Raw genomic sequence first — 18,013 nt, forward strand, 5'->3', positions numbered from 1 at the left:
CGGGGCCGGGTCGCTCGGCCGCCCCCGACGGTGCGCCCGCCCCGACGGCCACGGCGCCCGCCGTCCCGACCGCCCCCGCCCCGCCCGCCGCACCCGCGCGGCCCGAGAAGACGTACGACGAGCTGCTCGCCGAGCTCGACGCGCTCGTCGGCCTGGACCGCGTCAAGCGCGAGATCCGGCAGCAGGCGCAGCTGCTGCGCGTCGAGCGGCTGCGCGCCGACGCGGGCCTGACGACGCCGTCGCTCACGCGGCACCTCGTGTTCGTCGGCAACCCGGGCACCGGCAAGACGACCGTCGCACGCCTGGTCGCCGGGCTGTACCGCGCGCTCGGGCTGCTCGCGCAGGGGCACCTCGTCGAGGTCGACCGCTCCGAGCTCGTCGCCGGGTACCTCGGCCAGACCGCCGCGAAGACCACCGAGGTCGTGCAGCGCGCGATCGGCGGCGTGCTGTTCATCGACGAGGCGTACGCGCTGGCCGACGACCAGTACGGCACCGAGGCCGTCAACACGCTGGTCAAGGACATGGAGGACCACCGCGACGAGCTCGTCGTCATCGTCGCGGGCTACCCGCTGCCGATGGCGCGGTTCCTCGCGACGAACCCGGGCCTGGAGTCGCGGTTCGCGACGACCGTCACGTTCGACGACTACACCGACGCCCAGCTGCGCGAGATCTTCGCGCTCGCCGCGCGCCGTGCCGACTTCGAGCCGTCGCCCGCGTGCCTCGACCTGCTTGAGGAGATCGTCGCCGCGCAGCCGCGGCACGAGGGCTTCGGCAACGGCCGGTACGCGCGCAACCTGCTCGACCGCGCGGTGCTGCGGCACGCGTGGCGGCTGCGGGACGTCGCCGAGCCGACCGTCGAGCAGCTGCGCACGCTCCTGCCCGAGGACCTCGCGACCGACGTCGAGGACGTCGCGCCCGACCTGCCCGTCCCGGACGCCGACGACGCCGCGCCCGACGCACCGCCCGTCGGCGAGGTCGCCCCGCCGTCGCCCGGCACCGCCGACCCGGACCTGCCCACACCCCGCACCGACTCCGAGCCCACCGAGGAGCCCGCGTGACCACGACCGCGTCCCCCGCGGCGCCGCCCGCACCCACGGCGGCCGGCGGCGCACCCACGGCGCCCGGCGCCCCCGCGACCGCGCCGCCCGCGCACCCCACGAGCGGCTGGGGCTCGACGCCCCGCGGCCTGCGCACGTGGGGTGCGCTCGCGGCGGTCGTCACCGCCCTGACCGGGCTGTTCGGCGTGCTCGCGGTGTCCTCGCAGTCGCTCGCGGTCGACGACGCGCGCGACGCGGCCGCACAGCTCGTCGGCCTGCAGGACGCGCGCAACCAGCTCGTCGCCGCGGACGCCGCCGCGACGACCGCGTTCCTCGTGGGCGGCCTCGAGCCGGTCGAGCTGCGCACGCGGTACGACGCGGCCGTCGACGCGGGTGCGCAGGCGCTGACGTCGCTCGCCGCGACGGGCCCCGACGGGGCCGACGGCCTGGCCGCGGTGAGCGCGGACCTCACGCGGTACACGGGGCTGGTCGAGCAGGCGCGCGCGAACAACCGGCAGGGCTTCCCGGTCGCGTCGGCGTACCTCGAGGAGGCGTCGGCCGTGCTGCGCGACGACGTCGTGCCGGCGCTCGACGCGCTCGTCGCCGCCGAGCAGCAGCAGGTGGACGACGAGATCGCGACGGCCCGGTTCGCGGCGCCGATGGTCGTCGCGGTGGCCGTGCTCGCGCTCGTCGTGCTGGCGCTCGTGCAGGTGTGGGTCGCGCGTCGCACGCGCCGCACGTTCAACGTCGGGCTCGTCGCGGCGACCGTCGCGGTCGTGCTGGTCGGCGCGGTCGGCGGCGCCGTCCTCGGTGGGGCGGGGGCACGGGCCGCGCAGGTGCGCGACGACGCGTACCGCGCGACCGTGCAGACGTCGCAGGCGTTCGCGCTGGTCAACGACGCCCGCTCGCAGGAGGCGTTCACGCTGATCCGCCGCGGCTCGGGCGCGTCGTACGAGGAGACGTTCCGTGCGAACGTCGCCGACGCGCGCACCGCGCTCGAGCGCGACGGCGTGCGCCTGGACGGCTCGCTCGTGGACCGGCTCGACGCGTGGGTCGCGGCGCACGACGAGGTCCGGCAGCGCGACGACGACGGCGACTGGGACGGCGCGGTCGCGTTCGTCACGAGCGACGACCCGGGTGCACCGCCCGCGCTGTTCGACGCGCTGTCGGGTGCGCTCGCGGCCGCGGTCGACGCGGGCGGGCAGCAGGTCGCCGACGGGCTGCGGCCCGCGGGCGCGTGGCTCGGCTGGGCGCTCCTGGCCGTCGGCGGCGCCGGTGCGGTGCTGGCGTGGACCGGGCTGCGGCCCCGACGGGAGGAGTACCGGTGAGCGCACGCACCACGCAGCACGCGGCGGTCGCGCGCCGCCGAACCCGGCTCGCGCGCGCCGCGGCGGTCGTCGCGGTGCTCGCGGCCACGCTCGTGGGCTGCACGCCCACGACCAGCGCGACGGTGTCCGCGTCCGGCACGGCGTCCGCGCCGCCGCCCGCGTCGCCCGCGCCGCAGGCCGTGACGTGCGACGACGCGACGACCTCGTACGCCCCGGGCGACGGCTCGGTCCCGGACGGGTCGACCATGGCCGCGATCCGCGACCGCGGCTACCTCCTGGTCGGCGTGTCCGCCGACACGCTGCGCATGGGCGCCCGCAACCCGTTCACCGGCACGATCGAGGGCTTCGACGTCGACGTCGCGCGGCAGGTGGCCGCGGCGCTGCTGGGCGACCCCGACGCCGTGCGGTTCCGCGTCATCACCGCGGGCGACCGCATCGGCGTGCTCGAGGACCACGAGGTCGACCTCGTGGCGCGCGCGTTCACCATGAACTGCGACCGCTGGCAGCAGATCGCGTTCTCGGCGGAGTACCTGCAGGCCGGGCAGAAGGTGCTCGTCAGCACCGAGTCCGACGCGACGGGCATGGCGGACCTCGCCGGGCAGCGGGTATGCGCGCCCGAGGGCACGACGACGCTCGACCGGCTGGCCGACTACGACGTCGAGGCCGTCGGGGCCCGCACGCACTCGGCGTGCCTGGCGCTGTTCCAGCAGGGCCGGGTCGACGCGATCACGGGCGACGACACGGTGCTCGCGGGGTTCGTCGCGCAGGACCCGTACGCCAAGGTCGTCGGCGACGCGTTCAGCGCCGAGCCGTACGGCCTGGGCGTCGCGGCCGACCAGGTCGACCTCGTGCGGTACGTCAACGGCGTGCTCGACGCGATGAAGGCCGACGGCCGCTGGGCCGCGCTGTACGACCGGTGGCTCGGTGAGGCGCTCGGCCCCGCGCCGGCGCCGCCCGCGTCCGTCTACGGGCGCTCGTGAGCGTGATGGCCAGCGGGGACGTCGTCGCGCCGGTCGCGCCCGGGCGCCTGGGCGAGGCGATCCCGGCGCGCGACCTCATGACGTACCTCGACGGCCTGCTCACGTGGCTCGACGACCGCCGGTCGCGCCTCGACGCGCTGGACGCCGCGGCGCAGGCCACGGCCGACGCGCAGCGGTACACGCCCGACGTGGTGCTCGCGCTCACGGTGTGGCAGTCGGTGCGCACGCGCGCCGACGAGCTGCTGGCCGTGTGGGACTCGGGGCGCGTCACCGAGGTCGAGCGCGAACGCATGTCGCAGCTCGTGTGGGGGCGCGTCGACACGCGTGCCGGGGCCGCGCCGGTGTCGCTGCCGGAGGCGTTGACGCTGTGCGACGCGATGGTCTCGGCGCTGCGCACGCGCCTCGCGTTCGACCCCGACACGGCGGACGTGGTCGCGCGGCTGCGCGGCGTGCGGGCGTCGCTCGTGCGCGCCGAGGACCTCGCGGGGACGGACGCCGCCGCGCACGAGCGGGTCGCGGGCCTGCGGACGCGCGAGCAGCGGCTGTCGGAGCAGGCCGCGCGGGGCGGCGACGTCACCGGGCCGCTCGCGGAGCTCGAGACGCAGGCGGCGCGCGCCGAGCGCGACCTCATGGTCGCGGTGTCGCAGCGCCGCTCGCTGGCCCGCGCGCGCGTCGACGCGCACACCACCGCCGCGGCGCTCGAGGCGCGCGAGCCCGCGCTGCACGAGCTCGCCGAGCGGTGCCGCCGCGAGGTCGTCGACCCGCCGCGCAACGCCGTGCCCGACGTCTCGCGCCTGGGCCCGGTCCCCGAGGACCGCGCGGGGCTCGACGCGTACGTCGCGCGCCTCGACGCCGTGCGTCGCGCGCTCGACGCCGCGCAGGACGCGTACAGCGAGCCGCTGCGCGAGCGCGCCGAGCTGCGCTACCGCGTCGGCCAGGCCACGACGCTCGCCGCCGGCAACGGCCGCGACGCGTCCCCGACCGTGCGGGCCGCGCACGACGAGGCGCGCGCCGCGGTCGACGCGACGCCGTGCGACGTCGACCTCGCCCGCGCCCTCGTCGAGCAGTACGAGCACCTGGCCCGGCCGCTGCCGGGCGGACAGGGAGAACCCCGATGACCAGCGCCACCGCGTGCCGCGAACCCGGGTGCACCGGCAGCTACGAGGACGGCTGGTGCGACGTGTGCGGCTCGCCCGCGCCCGCGGGCGCCGCGTCGACGAGCACCGGCACGACCACGCCCCCGCCCGCCGCCGTCCCCGCCTCCCCCGCCGGGGCGACCGGTCGCACCGCGGCCGCTCGCACGCCCTCGGCCATGCTCGGCACGGGTATCGCGGGCGGCGTCCCCACGCCCGGTGCGGGCGGCGGCGACCCGGACGCCGAGCGCTCGACCCGCACGGGCCGCACCAGCTCGACGCGCCTCGCGTCGGCCGCGCTCGGCTCGGCGCGCACCGCGGCGACCGGCTCGCGCACGACGCGTCGGCTCGGCACGACCTCGACCCGCCTGCGGCGCGCGCGCCTCGGCGCGGGGCTGACGAGCGTGCCGCCCGCCCCCGTGGCCGACCCGCTGCAGGCCGTCATGGCCGACCCGCAGGTGCCCGAGCGCAAGCGGTTCTGCGCGTCGTGCGGCGAGCCCGTGGGCCGCGGCCGCGAGGGCGTGCCCGCGCGTACGCAGGGCTTCTGCCCGAAGTGCGGCGCGCGTTTCGACTTCGACCCGCGCCTGACGCCCGGCACGCTCGTCGGCGGGCAGTACGAGGTCGTCGGGTGCCTCGCGCACGGCGGCATGGGCTGGATCTACCTCGCGCGGGACCGCAACGTGTCGGGCCGGTGGGTCGTGCTCAAGGGCCTGCTCAACACGGGTGACGAGGACGCCGTCGCCGCGGCCATCGCCGAGCGGCAGTTCCTCGCGCGGGTCGAGCACCCGCTGATCGTCGAGATCTACAACTTCGTCGAGCACGACGGCGACGGGTACACCGTCATGGAGTACGTCGGCGGGCGGTCGCTCAAGCAGCTGCTCACCGACCGGCGGGACGCGGCCGGCACGGTCGACCCGCTGCCCGTCGACCAGGCGCTCGCGTTCGTCCTCGAGGTGCTGCCCGCGTTCGGGTACCTGCACGACGTGGGCCTGCTGTACTGCGACTTCAAGCCCGACAACGTCATCCAGGCGGGCGACGCGCTCAAGCTCATCGACCTCGGCGGCGTGCGCCGCGTCGACGACGACGAGTCCGCGATCTACGGCACGGTCGGCTACCAGGCGCCCGAGGTCGCGCAGGACGGCCCGTCGGTCGCGTCCGACGTCTACACGATCGGCCGCACGCTCGCGACGCTCGTGCTCGACTTCCGCGGCAACACCACGACGTACGTCGCGGCGCTGCCGCCCGTCGAGCAGACGCCGGTGTTCCAGCGGTACGACTCGTTCTACCGGCTGCTCGCCAAGGCGTGCGCACCGGACCCGTCGGACCGGTTCGGCACGGTCGACGAGATGCGCGCGCAGGTGCTCGGCGTGCTGCGCGAGGTGGTCGCCGCCGACCGCGGCGCGGGCGACCCGCCGCTGACCAGCGCGGCGTCGGTGCTGTTCGAGCCGCCCACGACCGACCAGGTCGAGCGGCCGCTCGCGTGGCACGAGCTGCCCGCGCTGCGGGTCGACCCCGACGACCCGATGGCCGGGTGGCTCGCGGGCGTCAACGTGGCCGACCCCGAGCAGCGGCTCGTCGCGCTCGCGTCGGCCCCCGACGAGAGCGTCGAGGTGCGGCTGCTGCGCGCCACGACGGCGATCGAGGCCGGGCGGCCCGAGGTCGCGGCGTCCGCGGTGGACGCGATCCTCGCGGACGACCCGTGGGAGTGGCGCGCGGTGTGGACGCAGGGCCTCGCGCAGCTCGCGGCGGGCGACGCGGTCGCGGCCCGCGCGTCGTTCAACGCGGTGTACGGGCAGGTGCCGGGCGAGCTCGCGCCCAAGCTCGCGCTCGCGGCGGCGTGCGAGCTGTCCGACGAGCCGTTCGTCGCCGAGCAGCTGTACGCGACGTGCGCGTACGCGGACGCGAACTACACGGCGCCGGCCGCGTTCGGGCTCGCGCGCCTGCGCCGCGCGGCGGACGACGTGGACGGCGCGCTCGCCGCGCTCGACCTCGTGACGCCGACGCGCTCGTCCTACCCGCAGGCACGGCTGCTGCGCGCCCGCGTGCTGGCGCGGTCGCGCCAGGACCTGCGCGCGCTGTCGGCGGCGCTCGACTCGGTGCGCTCGGTCACGCTCGCGCCGGCCGACCGCGCGGCGCTGCGCGTCGACGTGCTGAGCACGGCGCTCGAGCTCGTCACGAGCGGGCGCACGACGCGCGGCGCGACGTTCGACGGCGCCGAGGCCACCGAGCCGCACCTGCGCACCGCGCTCGAGGGCGCGTACCGCGAGCAGGCCGAGCTCACCGCGGACCGGGCGGAGCGCGTCGCGCTCGTGGACCGCGCGAACCGGGTGCGGCGGTGGACGGCGTGGTGACGGCCGGGGCTCCCGACGCCGCCGTGTGCCCGGCGTGCGGCGAGGCCGCGGGCCCGGGGGCACGGTTCTGCGAGGCGTGCGGCGCGGTGCTCGCACCCGCGGGCGCGAGCACGACGCCCGACGGGACGGCCGCGCCGTCGACGGGCCCGGCGGACGCAGCCGCAGGCGTCGCCAGGCCCGCCGCCCCTGCCACCCCGGGCGAGCACGGCGACCCGGGCGACCCGGACGCGACCGTGGCCGGCGCCGCGGCGCCGCAGGGAGCACGCGACGGCGCCCCCGACGCGGCGGACGCCGAGCCCACCCCGTGCCCCGCGTGCGGCGGCGAGATCGCCCCCGACGGGTACTGCCTCGAGTGCGGCGCCCGCGCACCGCGCGAGCGCGACCACGTCGAGCGGCGTGCGTCCGACGACGTCGGCGGCGTGAGCGACGTCGGCGTGCGACGCCGCCGCAACGAGGACGCGCTCGCGCTCGGCACGGCGGGCGACGTCGCGGTGCTCGTGGTGTGCGACGGCGTCGCGTCCGCCCCGGACTCCGACCGCGCGAGCCGCGCGGCCGCGCAGGCCGCGCGCGACCTGCTCGTGGGCGGTCTCGGCGCGGTCGAGGCGCCCGCGCCCGACGCGGGTGCGTGGTCGCGGCTGCTCGTGGCGGCGGGGCACGCGGCCGACGCCGCGGTGCGCGCGGCCGTCGACGACGCGGCGTCGCGCGAGGACCCGCCGTCGTGCACGTTCGTCGCCGCGCTCGCCGGCCCGACGCTGCTGGTCGCGGCGTGGCTGGGCGACTCGCGCGTGTACTGGCTGCCCGACGCGGGGCCGGCCGAGCAGCTCACCGAGGACGACTCCCTCGCGGCCGAGCTCGTGGCCGGCGGCATGACGCGCGAGCAGGCCGAGCGCTCGCGCGACGCGCACGCGATCACGCGCTGGCTCGGGGCGGACGCCGAGGACGCGACGGCCCGGACCGTCGCGACCCGGCCCGCGGGGCCGGGCTGGGTGCTCGCGTGCTCCGACGGCCTGTGGAACTACGGGTCGGCTCCCGACGTCGTCGCCGGGCTGGTCCGGGACGCCGTCGACCGGCTCGGGCCCGACCCCGTGGCCGTCGCGCGCGACCTGGTCGGCTGGGCCAACGCGCGCGGCGGGCACGACAACGTGACCGTCGCGCTCGCGCGCGTCGCCGGCCCCGCGGGCACCGACGTCGCGCCCGGCACGACGGCCGAGGACGACCCCGGCACCGTCCCGACCGTGCGCCGTCGACCGGCCGGTAGCCTCGCGGGAGGACCCCGCACCGCCGCCCCGCCGACCGCCTGACCAGCCGCCGACCCCGTCCCGCCCGCTTCGCCACCCCCGAGGAGCCAGCACCGTGGCCACGTTCCGCGCCGAGGTCTTCCAGAACGAGTTCCTGCCCGACGGCGGCACGGACGTGCACGCGATCGTCACCGTCACCGCCGAGGGCGTGGGCGGGGCGGTCACCGCCGACGGCGGCGTCGCCGAGGTCGTCATGATCGACACGTCGGGTTCCATGACGGGTCCGACCCTCGAGGCCGCGAAGCACGCCGCGCAGGTCGCGCTCGACCACATCCCCGACGGGACGTGGTTCGCGATCGTCAGCGGCAGCCACGTCGCGCAGCGCGTGTTCCCGTACCCGAACGCGCGCGTCGCGATCGTGCAGATGGAGCCCGGCGCGCGCGCCGAGGCCAAGCGCGCGGTGGCGGCGCTCAAGGCGACCGGCGGCACCGCGATGAGCACGTGGCTGCGCCTCGCGGACCAGATCTTCGCGACCCAGCCGGCGGCCACCCAGCGGCACGCGATCCTGCTGACCGACGGCAAGAACGAGTCCGAGCCGCGCGAGCAGCTCACGGCCGCGATCCGCGACGTCACGGGCCGGTTCCAGTGCGACGCGCGCGGCGTCGGCCAGCACTGGCAGGTCGACGAGCTGCGCGAGATCTCCACCGCGCTGCTCGGCACTGTCGAGCTCATCGCCGACCCGGCGGACATCGCGGACGACTTCCGGGCGCTGCTCGCGGCGTCGCTCGCGCGCGGCGTGGCCGACGCGCAGCTGCGGGTGTGGACGCCGCAGGGCGGGCAGGTGCTGTTCGTGCGGCAGGTCGCGCCGACCGTCGAGGACCTCACGGCCCGGCGCACCGACATCACGCCGCTGGTCGGCGCCTACCCGACGGGCGCGTGGGCGGACGAGTCGCGCGACTACCACGTGGCGGTGCGCGTGCCGTCGCGCACGGTCGGCAACGAGCAGCTCGCGGCCCGCGTGCAGATCGCGGTCGGCGACGAGGTGCTCGCGTCCGGGCTGGTCAAGGCCGCGTGGTCGGACGACGCGTCGCTGACCGCCCGCATCAGCCCCGAGGTCGCGCACTACACGGGCCAGGCCGAGCTCGCCGACGCGATCCAGGAGGGTCTGGCTGCCAAGGCCGCGGGCGACGAGGCGACCGCGACCGTCAAGCTCGGGCGGGCCGTGCAGCTCGCGGCCGAGACCGGCAACGAGGAGGCCACGAGCAAGCTGCGACGCGTGGTCGACATCGAGGACGAGGAGCACGGCACCGTGAGGCTCAAGCGGGGCGCGTCGCGCCTGGACGAGATGGCCCTGGACACCGCCTCGACGAAGACCACGCGGGTGCGGCGGTGAGCGCCGTGACCTGCCCGCAGGGGCACACGAGCGAGGCCACCGACTACTGCGACGTGTGCGGCACGCCGATCGCGTCGGCCGCGCCCGCGGCGGCGACGCCCGCACCGGCTGCGGCGGGCCCGTCGACGTGCCCGCACTGCGGGTCCCCCGCGGCGTCGGGTGCGCTGTTCTGCGAGAACTGCGGCTACGACTTCACGACCGGCGCGACGCCCGTGGCCCCGGCGGCCGCGGCGCCGACGTCGTCGCTGGACCTCGGCGCACCGGCCCCCGCCCCGGCCCCCGCGGCCGGCACCGGGACCGGCCCGACCCCGCTGACCCCGCCGCCCGGCGTCACGCCGCCGGCCGCTCCCCCGGCCGTACCCGGCGTCGACGCGGCGGACCCGGCCGGCGAGCCCGCAGCATCGCCGGCCGCGACGGCCGCGCCCGGTGCGCCGGGAGCGCCCGGTGCGCAGCAGACCGCACCCGCCGACCCGCCGCTCGCGCCCCCGACCCCGGGCGACGACGCGTGGGTCGCCGAGCTGTGGGTCGACCCCGACTGGTACGCCGCGCAGCAGGCCGAGGACCCCATGCCGTCGGTCGGGCTGCCCGTGCTCGTGCCGCTGCGCGAGCGCAGCGTGCTCGTGGGGCGGCCGTCGGCGTCGCGGAACATCCGGCCGCAGGTCGACGCGGGCGCCGACTCGGGCGTCTCGCGGCGGCACTGCCAGCTCAACACCGACGGGCAGCGCTGGTGGGTCGAGGACCTGCAGTCGTCGAACGGCACGTACGTCGCGCGGGTCGGCGAGCCGCTCCCCGAGGTACCCATCCCCGCAGGTCAGCGCCACGAGCTGCAGGACGGCGACCGGCTGTACCTCGGGTCGTGGACCCGTCTGGTCGTACGCCGCGCACTCCCGGGCGAGGCCTGACCGCGGGGTTGGCCCGGAACGTCCCGGCCCGTCCGCGGCCGTCCGGGGGAACCTGCTCCGCTCCCCTCGCGCGGGTCGCCCCGGCAGGTGACGATCGGGGTCGCACAGCGATCCGTGACGCACGCCACTCACGGGTCGCGACCGACCTCCGGGGGGACGTCGCATGGCCGCAGCACGCACGACCGCACGCACCGCCGCGGAGACCGCTGCGGGAGTCCCCGCGCGCACGGCGCGCGACCACCTGCGGCGCGCGGCCGTGGTCGTGGCGCTGACGACGCTGCCGCTCGCGGGGCTGTCGCTCGCGTTCGCGCAGGACGTCGCGACGGCCACCCCGCCCCCGCCGCCCGTGACCAGCGCGATGTGGGTGTGGGACAACCCCGTGGACCGCGCGGTCGACCCCCGGGGCACCGGCTACGCGCCCGCCGAGCCCGCGCAGCTCGCGGCGTTCGTCCGCGAGCACGGCCTGACGACCGTGCACCTGTCGGCGCCGTGGGCGTCCGACGAGGGCCCCGTCGCGCCGTGGCTCACGGCCGCGGTCGACGCCGTGCGCGCCGAGGGCGCGTCGGTGGGCGTGCTCGGTGGCGACCCGCCGTGGCTCGACCAGCCGCAGCTCGCGGTGCAGTGGATGCACGCGGCGACGCACGACCGCGCGGTGACGCACGTGCAGCTCAACGTCGAGCCGTGGACGCTGCCCGCGTGGGGCACCGACCGCGCCGGGTCCGTCACGCGCTGGCTCGCGCTGCTCGACACGGTGCGCGTCGAGCTGCCGCCCGGCGTGGGCCTGGGCGTCGACGTGCCCTACTGGCTCGCGTGGGAGCCGTGGGGCGACGGGTCGGTGGCGGACGCCGCGATGGCGCGCGCCGACCGCGTCGACGTCGTCGCGTTCGTCGACCACGCGCAGGGCGACGACGGGATCCTCGCGCTGTCCGCCGACGCCGTGGCCGCGGCCGTGCGCGCGGGGCTGCCGTTCACGGTGGGCGTCGAGACGGACACGCCGGCCGTCGCGGGCGGCGCGCAGTGGACGTTCGGCGACGACGGCGCGCAGGCGCTCGCGCGCGAGACGGCGCTGGCCGCGCAGGCGCTGCGGGGCACGCCCGGCTTCGAGGGCATCGCGGTGCAGCACTACCGCACGTGGCGCGGGCTGCTGGGCCTGGGCTGAGCGGCCCGCACGGCGGCCGGGTGGCGACGGCGCGCGCGACGTAGGGTCGCGGCATGCCCCGCACCGTCGCGACCGCCACGCCCGTCGACCTCACCACGCTGCTCGACTTCGTCCGTCCCCGGCACCGCATGCTGCTGGTGACGACCCGCGCCGACGGGCGCCCGCAGGTCTCCCCCGTGAGCGGCGGCGTCGACGACGCCGGGCGGCTCGTCGTCTCGACGTACCCGGGCCGCGCCAAGACCCGCAACGCCGAGCGCGACCCCCGCGTGTCGGTGTGCGTGCTGTCGGACGAGTGGGACGGCCCGTGGGTGCAGGTCGACGGCAGCGCGGAGGTGCTGCACATGCCGGAGGCGGAGGACGCGCTGGTCGACTACTACCGGTGCATCGCGGGCGAGCACCCCGACTGGGACGAGTACCGCGCCGCGATGCGCCTGCAGGGCAAGAGCCTGCTGCGGATCACGCCCGAGCGGTGGGGCCCGCTGGCGACCGGCGGCTTCCCGGCGGACGTCGCCGCCCGGCTCGACGCCGCGGACTGAGCGGACACGTCCCGCCCCGGCGTCGTGCGCGGCCGGACGCCGCGCGGCCCGACGCCGTCCGGCGTCAGCGGACCACGAGCGCGACGCCCACGAGCAGCGCCGGCCAGCCCACGAGCCACGACCACCACACCGCGCGCGGCAGCAGCCCCGCGCGCGCGTCGAGGGCGCCCGCGGCGGCCGCCACGCCGAGCACCAGGCCGATGAGACCGGTGAACGCGCCGCACGTCGCCCCGACCCACACGTCGTACGCGGGCAGGTGCGCGGGCAGCAGCAGCGCGACCTGCGCGACCGACTCCTCGGGTGACGTCCCGCGGGGCCCGAGCGTCGCGAGCGCCAGCACGACGTGCGCGGCCGCGACGGGCACGAGCACGAGCGGCACACCGGCGCGCGCCCACCCGCGCGAGCCCCGCCACCGCGGCGTGCGGCCGTCGTGCGCGACGAGGAGCGTCGCGACCCACGGCAGCAGCGCACCCCACGCGAGCGCCCAGAACGCGAGCGCACGCGCCTGCGGGCCGTCGGCGGCGACGCGCCCGACGACGCCCGGGACGAGCCCGCCCAGGTGCGTCAGGCCGACCCACGCGGCCACGACCGCGGCGAGCGCGAGTGCCGCGAGGGCGACGCCGGCCGGTCCGGCGGAGGCGTGGTCGGCGTCCTCGGGCACGACGGCGACGGCACCGGACGCGGGGGTGACGGTGGGCACGGCCGGGGGCTGCTCGGGCACGGGGAGGAACCTACCCAGATCACCCACCCGGGGGACACCCCCGCGGCCGTTCCGGTGCGTCCCGCGCGGTCCCGGGTGGACCCGCCCGCGCCGGTGCGCGGTCCGTCGCTAGGGTCGAGGGCCTGGTCGCACGGCGGGAGGGGCGGCATGGCGCAGGACGCGGGGCTCGACGACGTCGCCGCACGCCTGGTCGCGCTGCGCGCGCAGGCGGGGTCGCCGTCGTACGCCGTGATCGCGGCGCGCGTCGGGCAGGTGCGGGCCGCGCGCGGCGAGCCCGGCGCGGCCCCCGCCCGCAGCACCGTGTACGACTGCTTCCGGCCCGGGCGCGCCCGCGTCGACGTCGCGCTGGTCCGCGACGTGCTCGCGGCGCTCGGGCTGGGCGCCGAGGAGACGTCCGCGTGGCTCGCCGCGGCCGGGCTCGCGGGCGCACCGGCGCGCTGGACGGAGGCCGCGCACGGCGAAGGGCTCGCGACCGGCGACCCGGGGCTCCTCGTGGGGCGGGCGCGCGAGCGCGAGGTCGCGCGGCGCGCGGTCGTCGAGCGCGACGTGCCGGTCGTGCTGGTCGAGGGCATGGCCGGCGTAGGCAAGTCGACGCTCGCGCGCGCCGTCGCGCACGACCTGGTGGCGGCCGGCGTCGCCGAGCGCGCGCTGCACCTCGACGTGCACGGGTCGTCGCCGTCGCGCCGCCCGGCCGGGCCGACGGCAGTGGTCGCGGCCGTCGCGCGGCACCTCGACGTGCGGCTGCCCGCGGCGGCCGACGTCGCCGCGGCGCGCACCGCGCTCGCGGGGCACCTCGCGGGGCGGACCGTGCTCCTCGTGCTCGACGACGTGCCCGCGGCCGAGCACGTGACCGTGCTCGCCCAGGTCCCGGGGATGCGCGTGGTCGTGACGTCGCGGCGCCGGCTGCGCCTGCCCGCGGCGCTGCCGCACGAGCGCGTCACGGTGCGGCCGCTCGCCGCCGACGCGGCGCTCGACCTGCTGCGGGCCGTCGTCGGCCCGCAGCGGGTCGACGCGGAGCCGGCCGCCGCGGGGCGTCTCGTCGACGCGCTGGGCGGGCTGCCGCTGGCGCTCGAGCTGACGGCCCGGCACGTCGCGGGGACGCCGTCGTGGTCGCTGGCCGACCACGCCGACCGGGTCACGGAACGTCTCGGCACGGCGCGCGTCGAGGAGGCCGTGCACGCGGCGTTCCACCTCAGCTACCTCGACCTCGAGCCACGTACCGCGCGGACCCTGCGCCTGCTGGCCGCGCAGCCGTGCCGCACGCTGTCGGCGCGCGAGGTCGCGGTGCTCACGGGCACGACAACGGGCGGCGCCGAGCGCGACGTCGCACGCCTCGAGGCCGTGCACCTGGTCCACCGCGACGCGGACGGCGTCGCGCTGCACGACCTCGTGCGCGCGTACGCGGCGGGTGTCGGCGCCGACGAGGACCCGCCGTCGGAGCGCGTCGAGGCGCTCGCGCGGCTGCGCGAGCTGTGGGTGCAGCGCGCGTGGGCCGTGCACCACGCGCTCGGCGGCGAGCGCGTGCGCCTCACGAGCCGCACCCGGTCCGGCTGGCCCGAGGTCGACGCGCGCGAGGCCCGCGGGTGGCTCGACCGGCTCACGGCCGACGTGCTGCTGCTCGTCGACCCCGCGACCCGGCCGGACGCCGAGCAGGTCGTCGAGCTGTCGGAGGCGCTCGGGTGGGCGCTCAACCAGTACTCGCGGTGGGACACCGCGCGCCTCCTGCACACCCGGGCACGGGACGTCGCGCGTGCGGCGGGCGACGAGGTCGGCGTGCTGCGCGCGACGCTCGCGCTCGGACGGCTCAGCGTGTGGCGCGCCGAGTGGGACGACGCGACGGCGCTCCTCACGGCCGCGCGCCGCGGGTTCGAGCGGCACGGCGTGCGGGAGCAGGCCGAGGAGTGCACGCAGGCGCTCGCGATCGTCGCGGCCCAGACCGGGCGGTACGACGAGGCCGCGGCGCTGCTGCGTGAGCTGCTCGACGGTCTCGTGGCCGGCGGGCGGGTCCGCGACGCCGGGCGTGCGCGCGACAACCTGGCGATCGTGCTGCGCCGCCTCGACCGGCTCGACGAGGCCGCGGCCGAGCACCGCCGCGCCGCCGCCGAGAGCGCGTCGGCGGGCGACCGCGAGGGCCAGGGCAACGCGCTGGTGAACCTGTCGGACGTGCTGCTCGCGCTCGGGCACGCCGTCGACGGCCTGGCCACCGCACGGGAGGCCCTGGCGATCGGCCGTGCGTGCGGCGACGACCGGGTCGTCGCGTACGCGCTGACCAACGTCGGCATCGCGCTCGACGCGACGGGCGACCACGACGCGGCCGCGGACCACCACCGGGAGGCGCTCGCGCAGGGCCGCCGCATCGGCGACCCGCACCTCGAGGTGTCCGTGCTCAACAACCTCGCGGACACGCACCGCGCGCTGGGGCGCGCGGACCTCGCGGGGGCCGGCTACCGGACGGCCGCCGACCTGGCCGCCACGCTGCGGTACGCGCACGAGGCCACGCGTGCGGCCGCCGGGCTCGCCGCCCTGGGCCTGCCGGCCGGGCCCGCGCACGACGACTCGCTCGCGGCGGACCCGGCCTGAACGTCGGCCCCCGGCTCAGCCGGCGGCCTCGGCGAGGTCGCGGCCGGTGAGGTAGGAGATCATCCGCGCCGTCACGAAGCCCGAGGCGTACTGGTTCACGGCGCTGAACCGCTCGGAGTCCGTGCCGTTGCGCATGACCCCGGCAGCCTCGTACGACCCGACGCCGAGCACCGGGTCGACGTCGTGCGCCCGCAGCGCGTCGACCTCGGCGCCGAGCTGCTGCCGGCCCAGGTCGAGCGCGCGGTTCAGCGCCGCCTGCCACCGCACCCCCGTGATCTCGAAGCCCGGGCCCAGGTCGGCGTTGTTGTAGTACTTGTCGATGAGGCCCGCGTTGCGCACGTAGTTGGTGACGCCGTAGGCGAGGGCCGCGTAGTCGGCGTTCGGCTTGCCCTCGCCGATGTAGTCGGTGATCACGGGCAGCAGGCTGCGCTCGACGGTCGCGTACGCGACCGCCATGTCGGCGCCGCTCAGCCGCGCGAGCACGTCCTCCTCGCTCAGGCCGTGCTGCTGCGCGAGCGGCGCGACGACGATCTCGCGGAAGGCCGTGTGGTTGGCGTCGGCGCCGCGACGGAAGAAGTCGCCGACCGCCCCCAGGTCGACGTCCTCGTGCACGGGCGTGCCCGGGTTGTCGCGGCCGAGCTCGAACGTCGCCTGCGTCGACGTCAGCATCGCCTCGCTGAGCCGCGCGTACAGCAGCGGCCCGGACAGGTCGGTGAAGAGCTGCTCGAGCGACGCGTAGCCGCCCGCGTCGGACCGCGCCTTGATGCTCGCGATCATCTGGTGGGCGAACACCATGAGCGAGTACGCGTCGAACGTGCCCGCGTACCCCTGCACGAGGCCCTCGACGTCCGCGACGGTGCGCGGCGAGTACGTCGAGAGCTGGTCGAGGAACGACGTCACGCGTGCGCTCGTCGGGCCCAGGTCGAGCGCGTCGCGGAACAGCAGCTCGAGACCCGGCAGGCCCTGCGTGAACAGCGGGTTCATCCACTCCCCGGCGCCGACGAGCGTCTCGACGAGCATCGCGGCCTGCTGCGCCTCGAGGAACGCCCCGGCCTGCTGGCCCTGCTGCGCGAGGTCCCTCGCGTCGACCGACGCGGTCGCGGCCGCGTCGAGCAGGCCGGACGACGCGAGCGTCGTGCGGATCTCCGCGGGCAGCGCCTCGAACCGGCGGAACGCGGTGTCGTAGCGCGCGAGCGTCGCCTCGACCTGCGCCGAGACCTTGTCGTACGACTGGTTCGACAGCCGCGGGTCGCCGCCCAGGCGCGGCGCCTCGAGCGGCTCGCCGGTGAGGTGCCCGTACGCCTCGTAGACGTCGCCGACCTCGATGACCTCGACGCCCTCGCGGTCGCCGAGCCGGACGACGTCGACGACCTCGCCGGCCTGGTTCGGCGAGTTGCGCTGCCCCAGCGGCACGAGGACGGTCGTGAAGCCCTCGTCGGCCGCGGCCTGCACCTTCTCGGGGATGCCGCCGACCGGGCCGATCGTGCCGGTCGGGTTGATCGTGCCGGTCATCGTGACGTCGTCGAGGAACGTGTCGCCGCGCTGCAGCGCGATGAGCCCGGCCGTCGTCAGGGCGCCCGCGCTCGGGCCGTCGACGCGCCCGCTCGTCTCGAACCGGAACTCGCCGCTCAGCGGCAGCCCCAGCAGCAGCGTCGAGACGATCGCCGCGTTCCACGCGCCGGCCTGCGCGGCGGGCCCGATGCCGCCGACCTCGTTCTCGGAGAGCTCGACGCGGAAGTCGCCGTCCGCGTGCGGGCGGCGCGTCAGCTCGGTCTCGCCGACCGCCCCCTCGCCCGACCCGGTGTACGCGAGCCAGCGGATGGTCAGCGAGCCGGGGCCCGGCTCGGGCGTCGCCGCGTCGGTGATTGTCGTGTCCGTGTCCGGCTCGTCGGCCGCCGTGCAGCCGGCGGCGAGCAGCGCCAGCACCGCCGCCGCGCCCGCCACGCGCGTGATGCGTCCCATGGGTCCTCCCGGTCTCCGGCGCGCGCGGGGGTCGCGCGTCGTCCGCGGGGCCGCGGGCACGCCGCTCGCCCCGTCGGCGATGCTCGCCGCGTCACGGGCGGCGGCGCACCCGACCGGCGCGGGTCCGGACGATCCCGGACAAGCGGGACGGGCGTCCGGCCGTCACCGGGTCGGAGCGGTCACCGGGTGCGAGCGGTCACCAGCCGCGCAGCTCCGGGGAGGGCCCGGGGAACGCGGCGAACGTCGCGCGCTCCTCGTCGGTGAAGGGACGCGGCGTGTGCGTCGCGCGGTCGAGCTGCACCATCCGCGAGCGCGCGCGCAGCGCGACGCCCGCGTCGGGGCCGTCGCCGTCGAGCACCTCGTACGCGAAGTCGACCGACGACCGACCCAGGCGCGGCACCCACACCTCGACGACGACGGGCGCGAGCCGGAACCGGATGGGTGCGACGTAGTCGATCTCGTGCTTGACGACCACCAGCAGCGACGCGGTCATGGCGCCGGCCTCGTCGACGCCCATGCGCGGGAAGAGCGTGAACCGCGCGTCGTCGAGGTACCGCAGGAACGCCGCGTTGTTGACGTGCCCGAACAGGTCGACGTCCGACCACCGCACCTGCATGACGACGCGGCCGCGCGCGCCGTCCCCGGCCTCGGGCCGTCCGCTCACGTCCACCCCCTCACGCTACCCACCCGCGG

Annotated in this window: 14 protein-coding genes; 11 read left to right on the forward strand and 3 right to left on the reverse strand. The window is 77.7% G+C overall.

Annotated elements, in window-relative coordinates:
• The 10 genes from CS2_RS07395 to CS2_RS07440 all read left to right on the forward strand — a co-directional run.
• Nucleotides 1-1,058, forward strand: a 1,058-nt coding sequence (locus tag CS2_RS07395; RefSeq protein WP_233421100.1) for an AAA family ATPase, incomplete at its 5' end; no start/stop codon positions are given.
• Nucleotides 1,055-2,365, forward strand: coding sequence for a GlnX family signal transduction membrane protein (locus tag CS2_RS07400; protein ID WP_070319484.1), 1,311 nt, complete (start codon nt 1,055-1,057; stop codon nt 2,363-2,365). The genes CS2_RS07395 and CS2_RS07400, both read left to right, overlap by 4 nt.
• The gene (locus tag CS2_RS07405; protein WP_070319485.1) at nt 2,362-3,345 is read left to right on the forward strand and encodes a glutamate ABC transporter substrate-binding protein; all 984 of its coding nucleotides are present in this window, start codon (nt 2,362-2,364) and stop codon (nt 3,343-3,345) included. Before CS2_RS07400 ends, CS2_RS07405 begins: the two co-directional genes overlap by 4 nt.
• Nucleotides 3,346-3,350: 5 nt before the next feature.
• Complete coding sequence (locus CS2_RS07410; RefSeq protein WP_070319486.1) at nt 3,351-4,463, forward strand: hypothetical protein; 1,113 nt, start codon at nt 3,351-3,353, stop codon at nt 4,461-4,463.
• Complete coding sequence (locus tag CS2_RS07415; RefSeq protein ID WP_070319487.1) at nt 4,460-6,829, forward strand: serine/threonine-protein kinase; 2,370 nt, start codon at nt 4,460-4,462, stop codon at nt 6,827-6,829. The genes CS2_RS07410 and CS2_RS07415 overlap by 4 nt, the downstream gene beginning before the upstream one ends.
• Nucleotides 6,814-8,130 carry a PP2C family protein-serine/threonine phosphatase gene (locus CS2_RS07420; protein WP_156442040.1) on the forward strand — a complete coding sequence of 439 codons (1,317 nt, stop codon included), beginning with the start codon at nt 6,814-6,816 and terminating at the stop codon, nt 8,128-8,130. Before CS2_RS07415 ends, CS2_RS07420 begins: the two co-directional genes overlap by 16 nt.
• Before the next feature lie 52 nt (nt 8,131-8,182).
• On the forward strand, nt 8,183-9,460 hold the full coding sequence (locus tag CS2_RS07425) for a vWA domain-containing protein (RefSeq protein WP_070319488.1): 1,278 nt from the start codon (nt 8,183-8,185) through the stop codon (nt 9,458-9,460).
• The gene (locus CS2_RS07430; protein ID WP_070319489.1) at nt 9,457-10,362 is read left to right on the forward strand and encodes an FHA domain-containing protein; all 906 of its coding nucleotides are present in this window, start codon (nt 9,457-9,459) and stop codon (nt 10,360-10,362) included. The genes CS2_RS07425 and CS2_RS07430 overlap by 4 nt, the downstream gene beginning before the upstream one ends.
• A 163-nt stretch (nt 10,363-10,525) precedes the next feature.
• On the forward strand, nt 10,526-11,521 hold the full coding sequence (locus CS2_RS07435; RefSeq protein ID WP_233421101.1) for a hypothetical protein: 996 nt from the start codon (nt 10,526-10,528) through the stop codon (nt 11,519-11,521).
• A 53-nt stretch (nt 11,522-11,574) separates the two neighbouring features.
• Complete coding sequence (locus CS2_RS07440; RefSeq protein ID WP_046529290.1) at nt 11,575-12,057, forward strand: PPOX class F420-dependent oxidoreductase; 483 nt, start codon at nt 11,575-11,577, stop codon at nt 12,055-12,057.
• Nucleotides 12,058-12,121: 64 nt separating this feature from the next.
• On the opposite strand, the gene CS2_RS07445 is transcribed toward CS2_RS07440, so the two are convergent.
• Entirely contained in the window at nt 12,122-12,778 is a 657-nt protein-coding gene (locus CS2_RS07445) for a hypothetical protein (RefSeq protein WP_070319490.1), read from the reverse strand.
• A 147-nt stretch (nt 12,779-12,925) separates the two neighbouring features.
• On the opposite strand from CS2_RS07445, the gene CS2_RS07450 reads away from it, so the two are divergent.
• Nucleotides 12,926-15,358, forward strand: coding sequence for a tetratricopeptide repeat protein (locus CS2_RS07450; protein ID WP_070319491.1), 2,433 nt, complete (start codon nt 12,926-12,928; stop codon nt 15,356-15,358).
• Nucleotides 15,359-15,373: 15 nt separating this feature from the next.
• Here the strand turns inward: CS2_RS07450 and CS2_RS07455 are convergent, their stop codons facing one another.
• Nucleotides 15,374-17,320, reverse strand: a complete 1,947-nt coding sequence (locus CS2_RS07455; RefSeq protein ID WP_070319492.1) for a S16 family serine protease — start codon at nt 17,318-17,320, stop codon at nt 15,374-15,376.
• 196 nt (nt 17,321-17,516) lie between these two features.
• The gene (locus CS2_RS07460; RefSeq protein WP_233421102.1) at nt 17,517-17,984 is read right to left on the reverse strand and encodes an acyl-CoA thioesterase; all 468 of its coding nucleotides are present in this window, start codon (nt 17,982-17,984) and stop codon (nt 17,517-17,519) included.
• Nucleotides 17,985-18,013: the final 29 nt, after the last annotated feature.

This window comes from Cellulomonas iranensis NBRC 101100 = JCM 18110 (assembly GCF_001552375.1).
GTDB classification, from domain to species: domain Bacteria; phylum Actinomycetota; class Actinomycetes; order Actinomycetales; family Cellulomonadaceae; genus Cellulomonas; species Cellulomonas iranensis.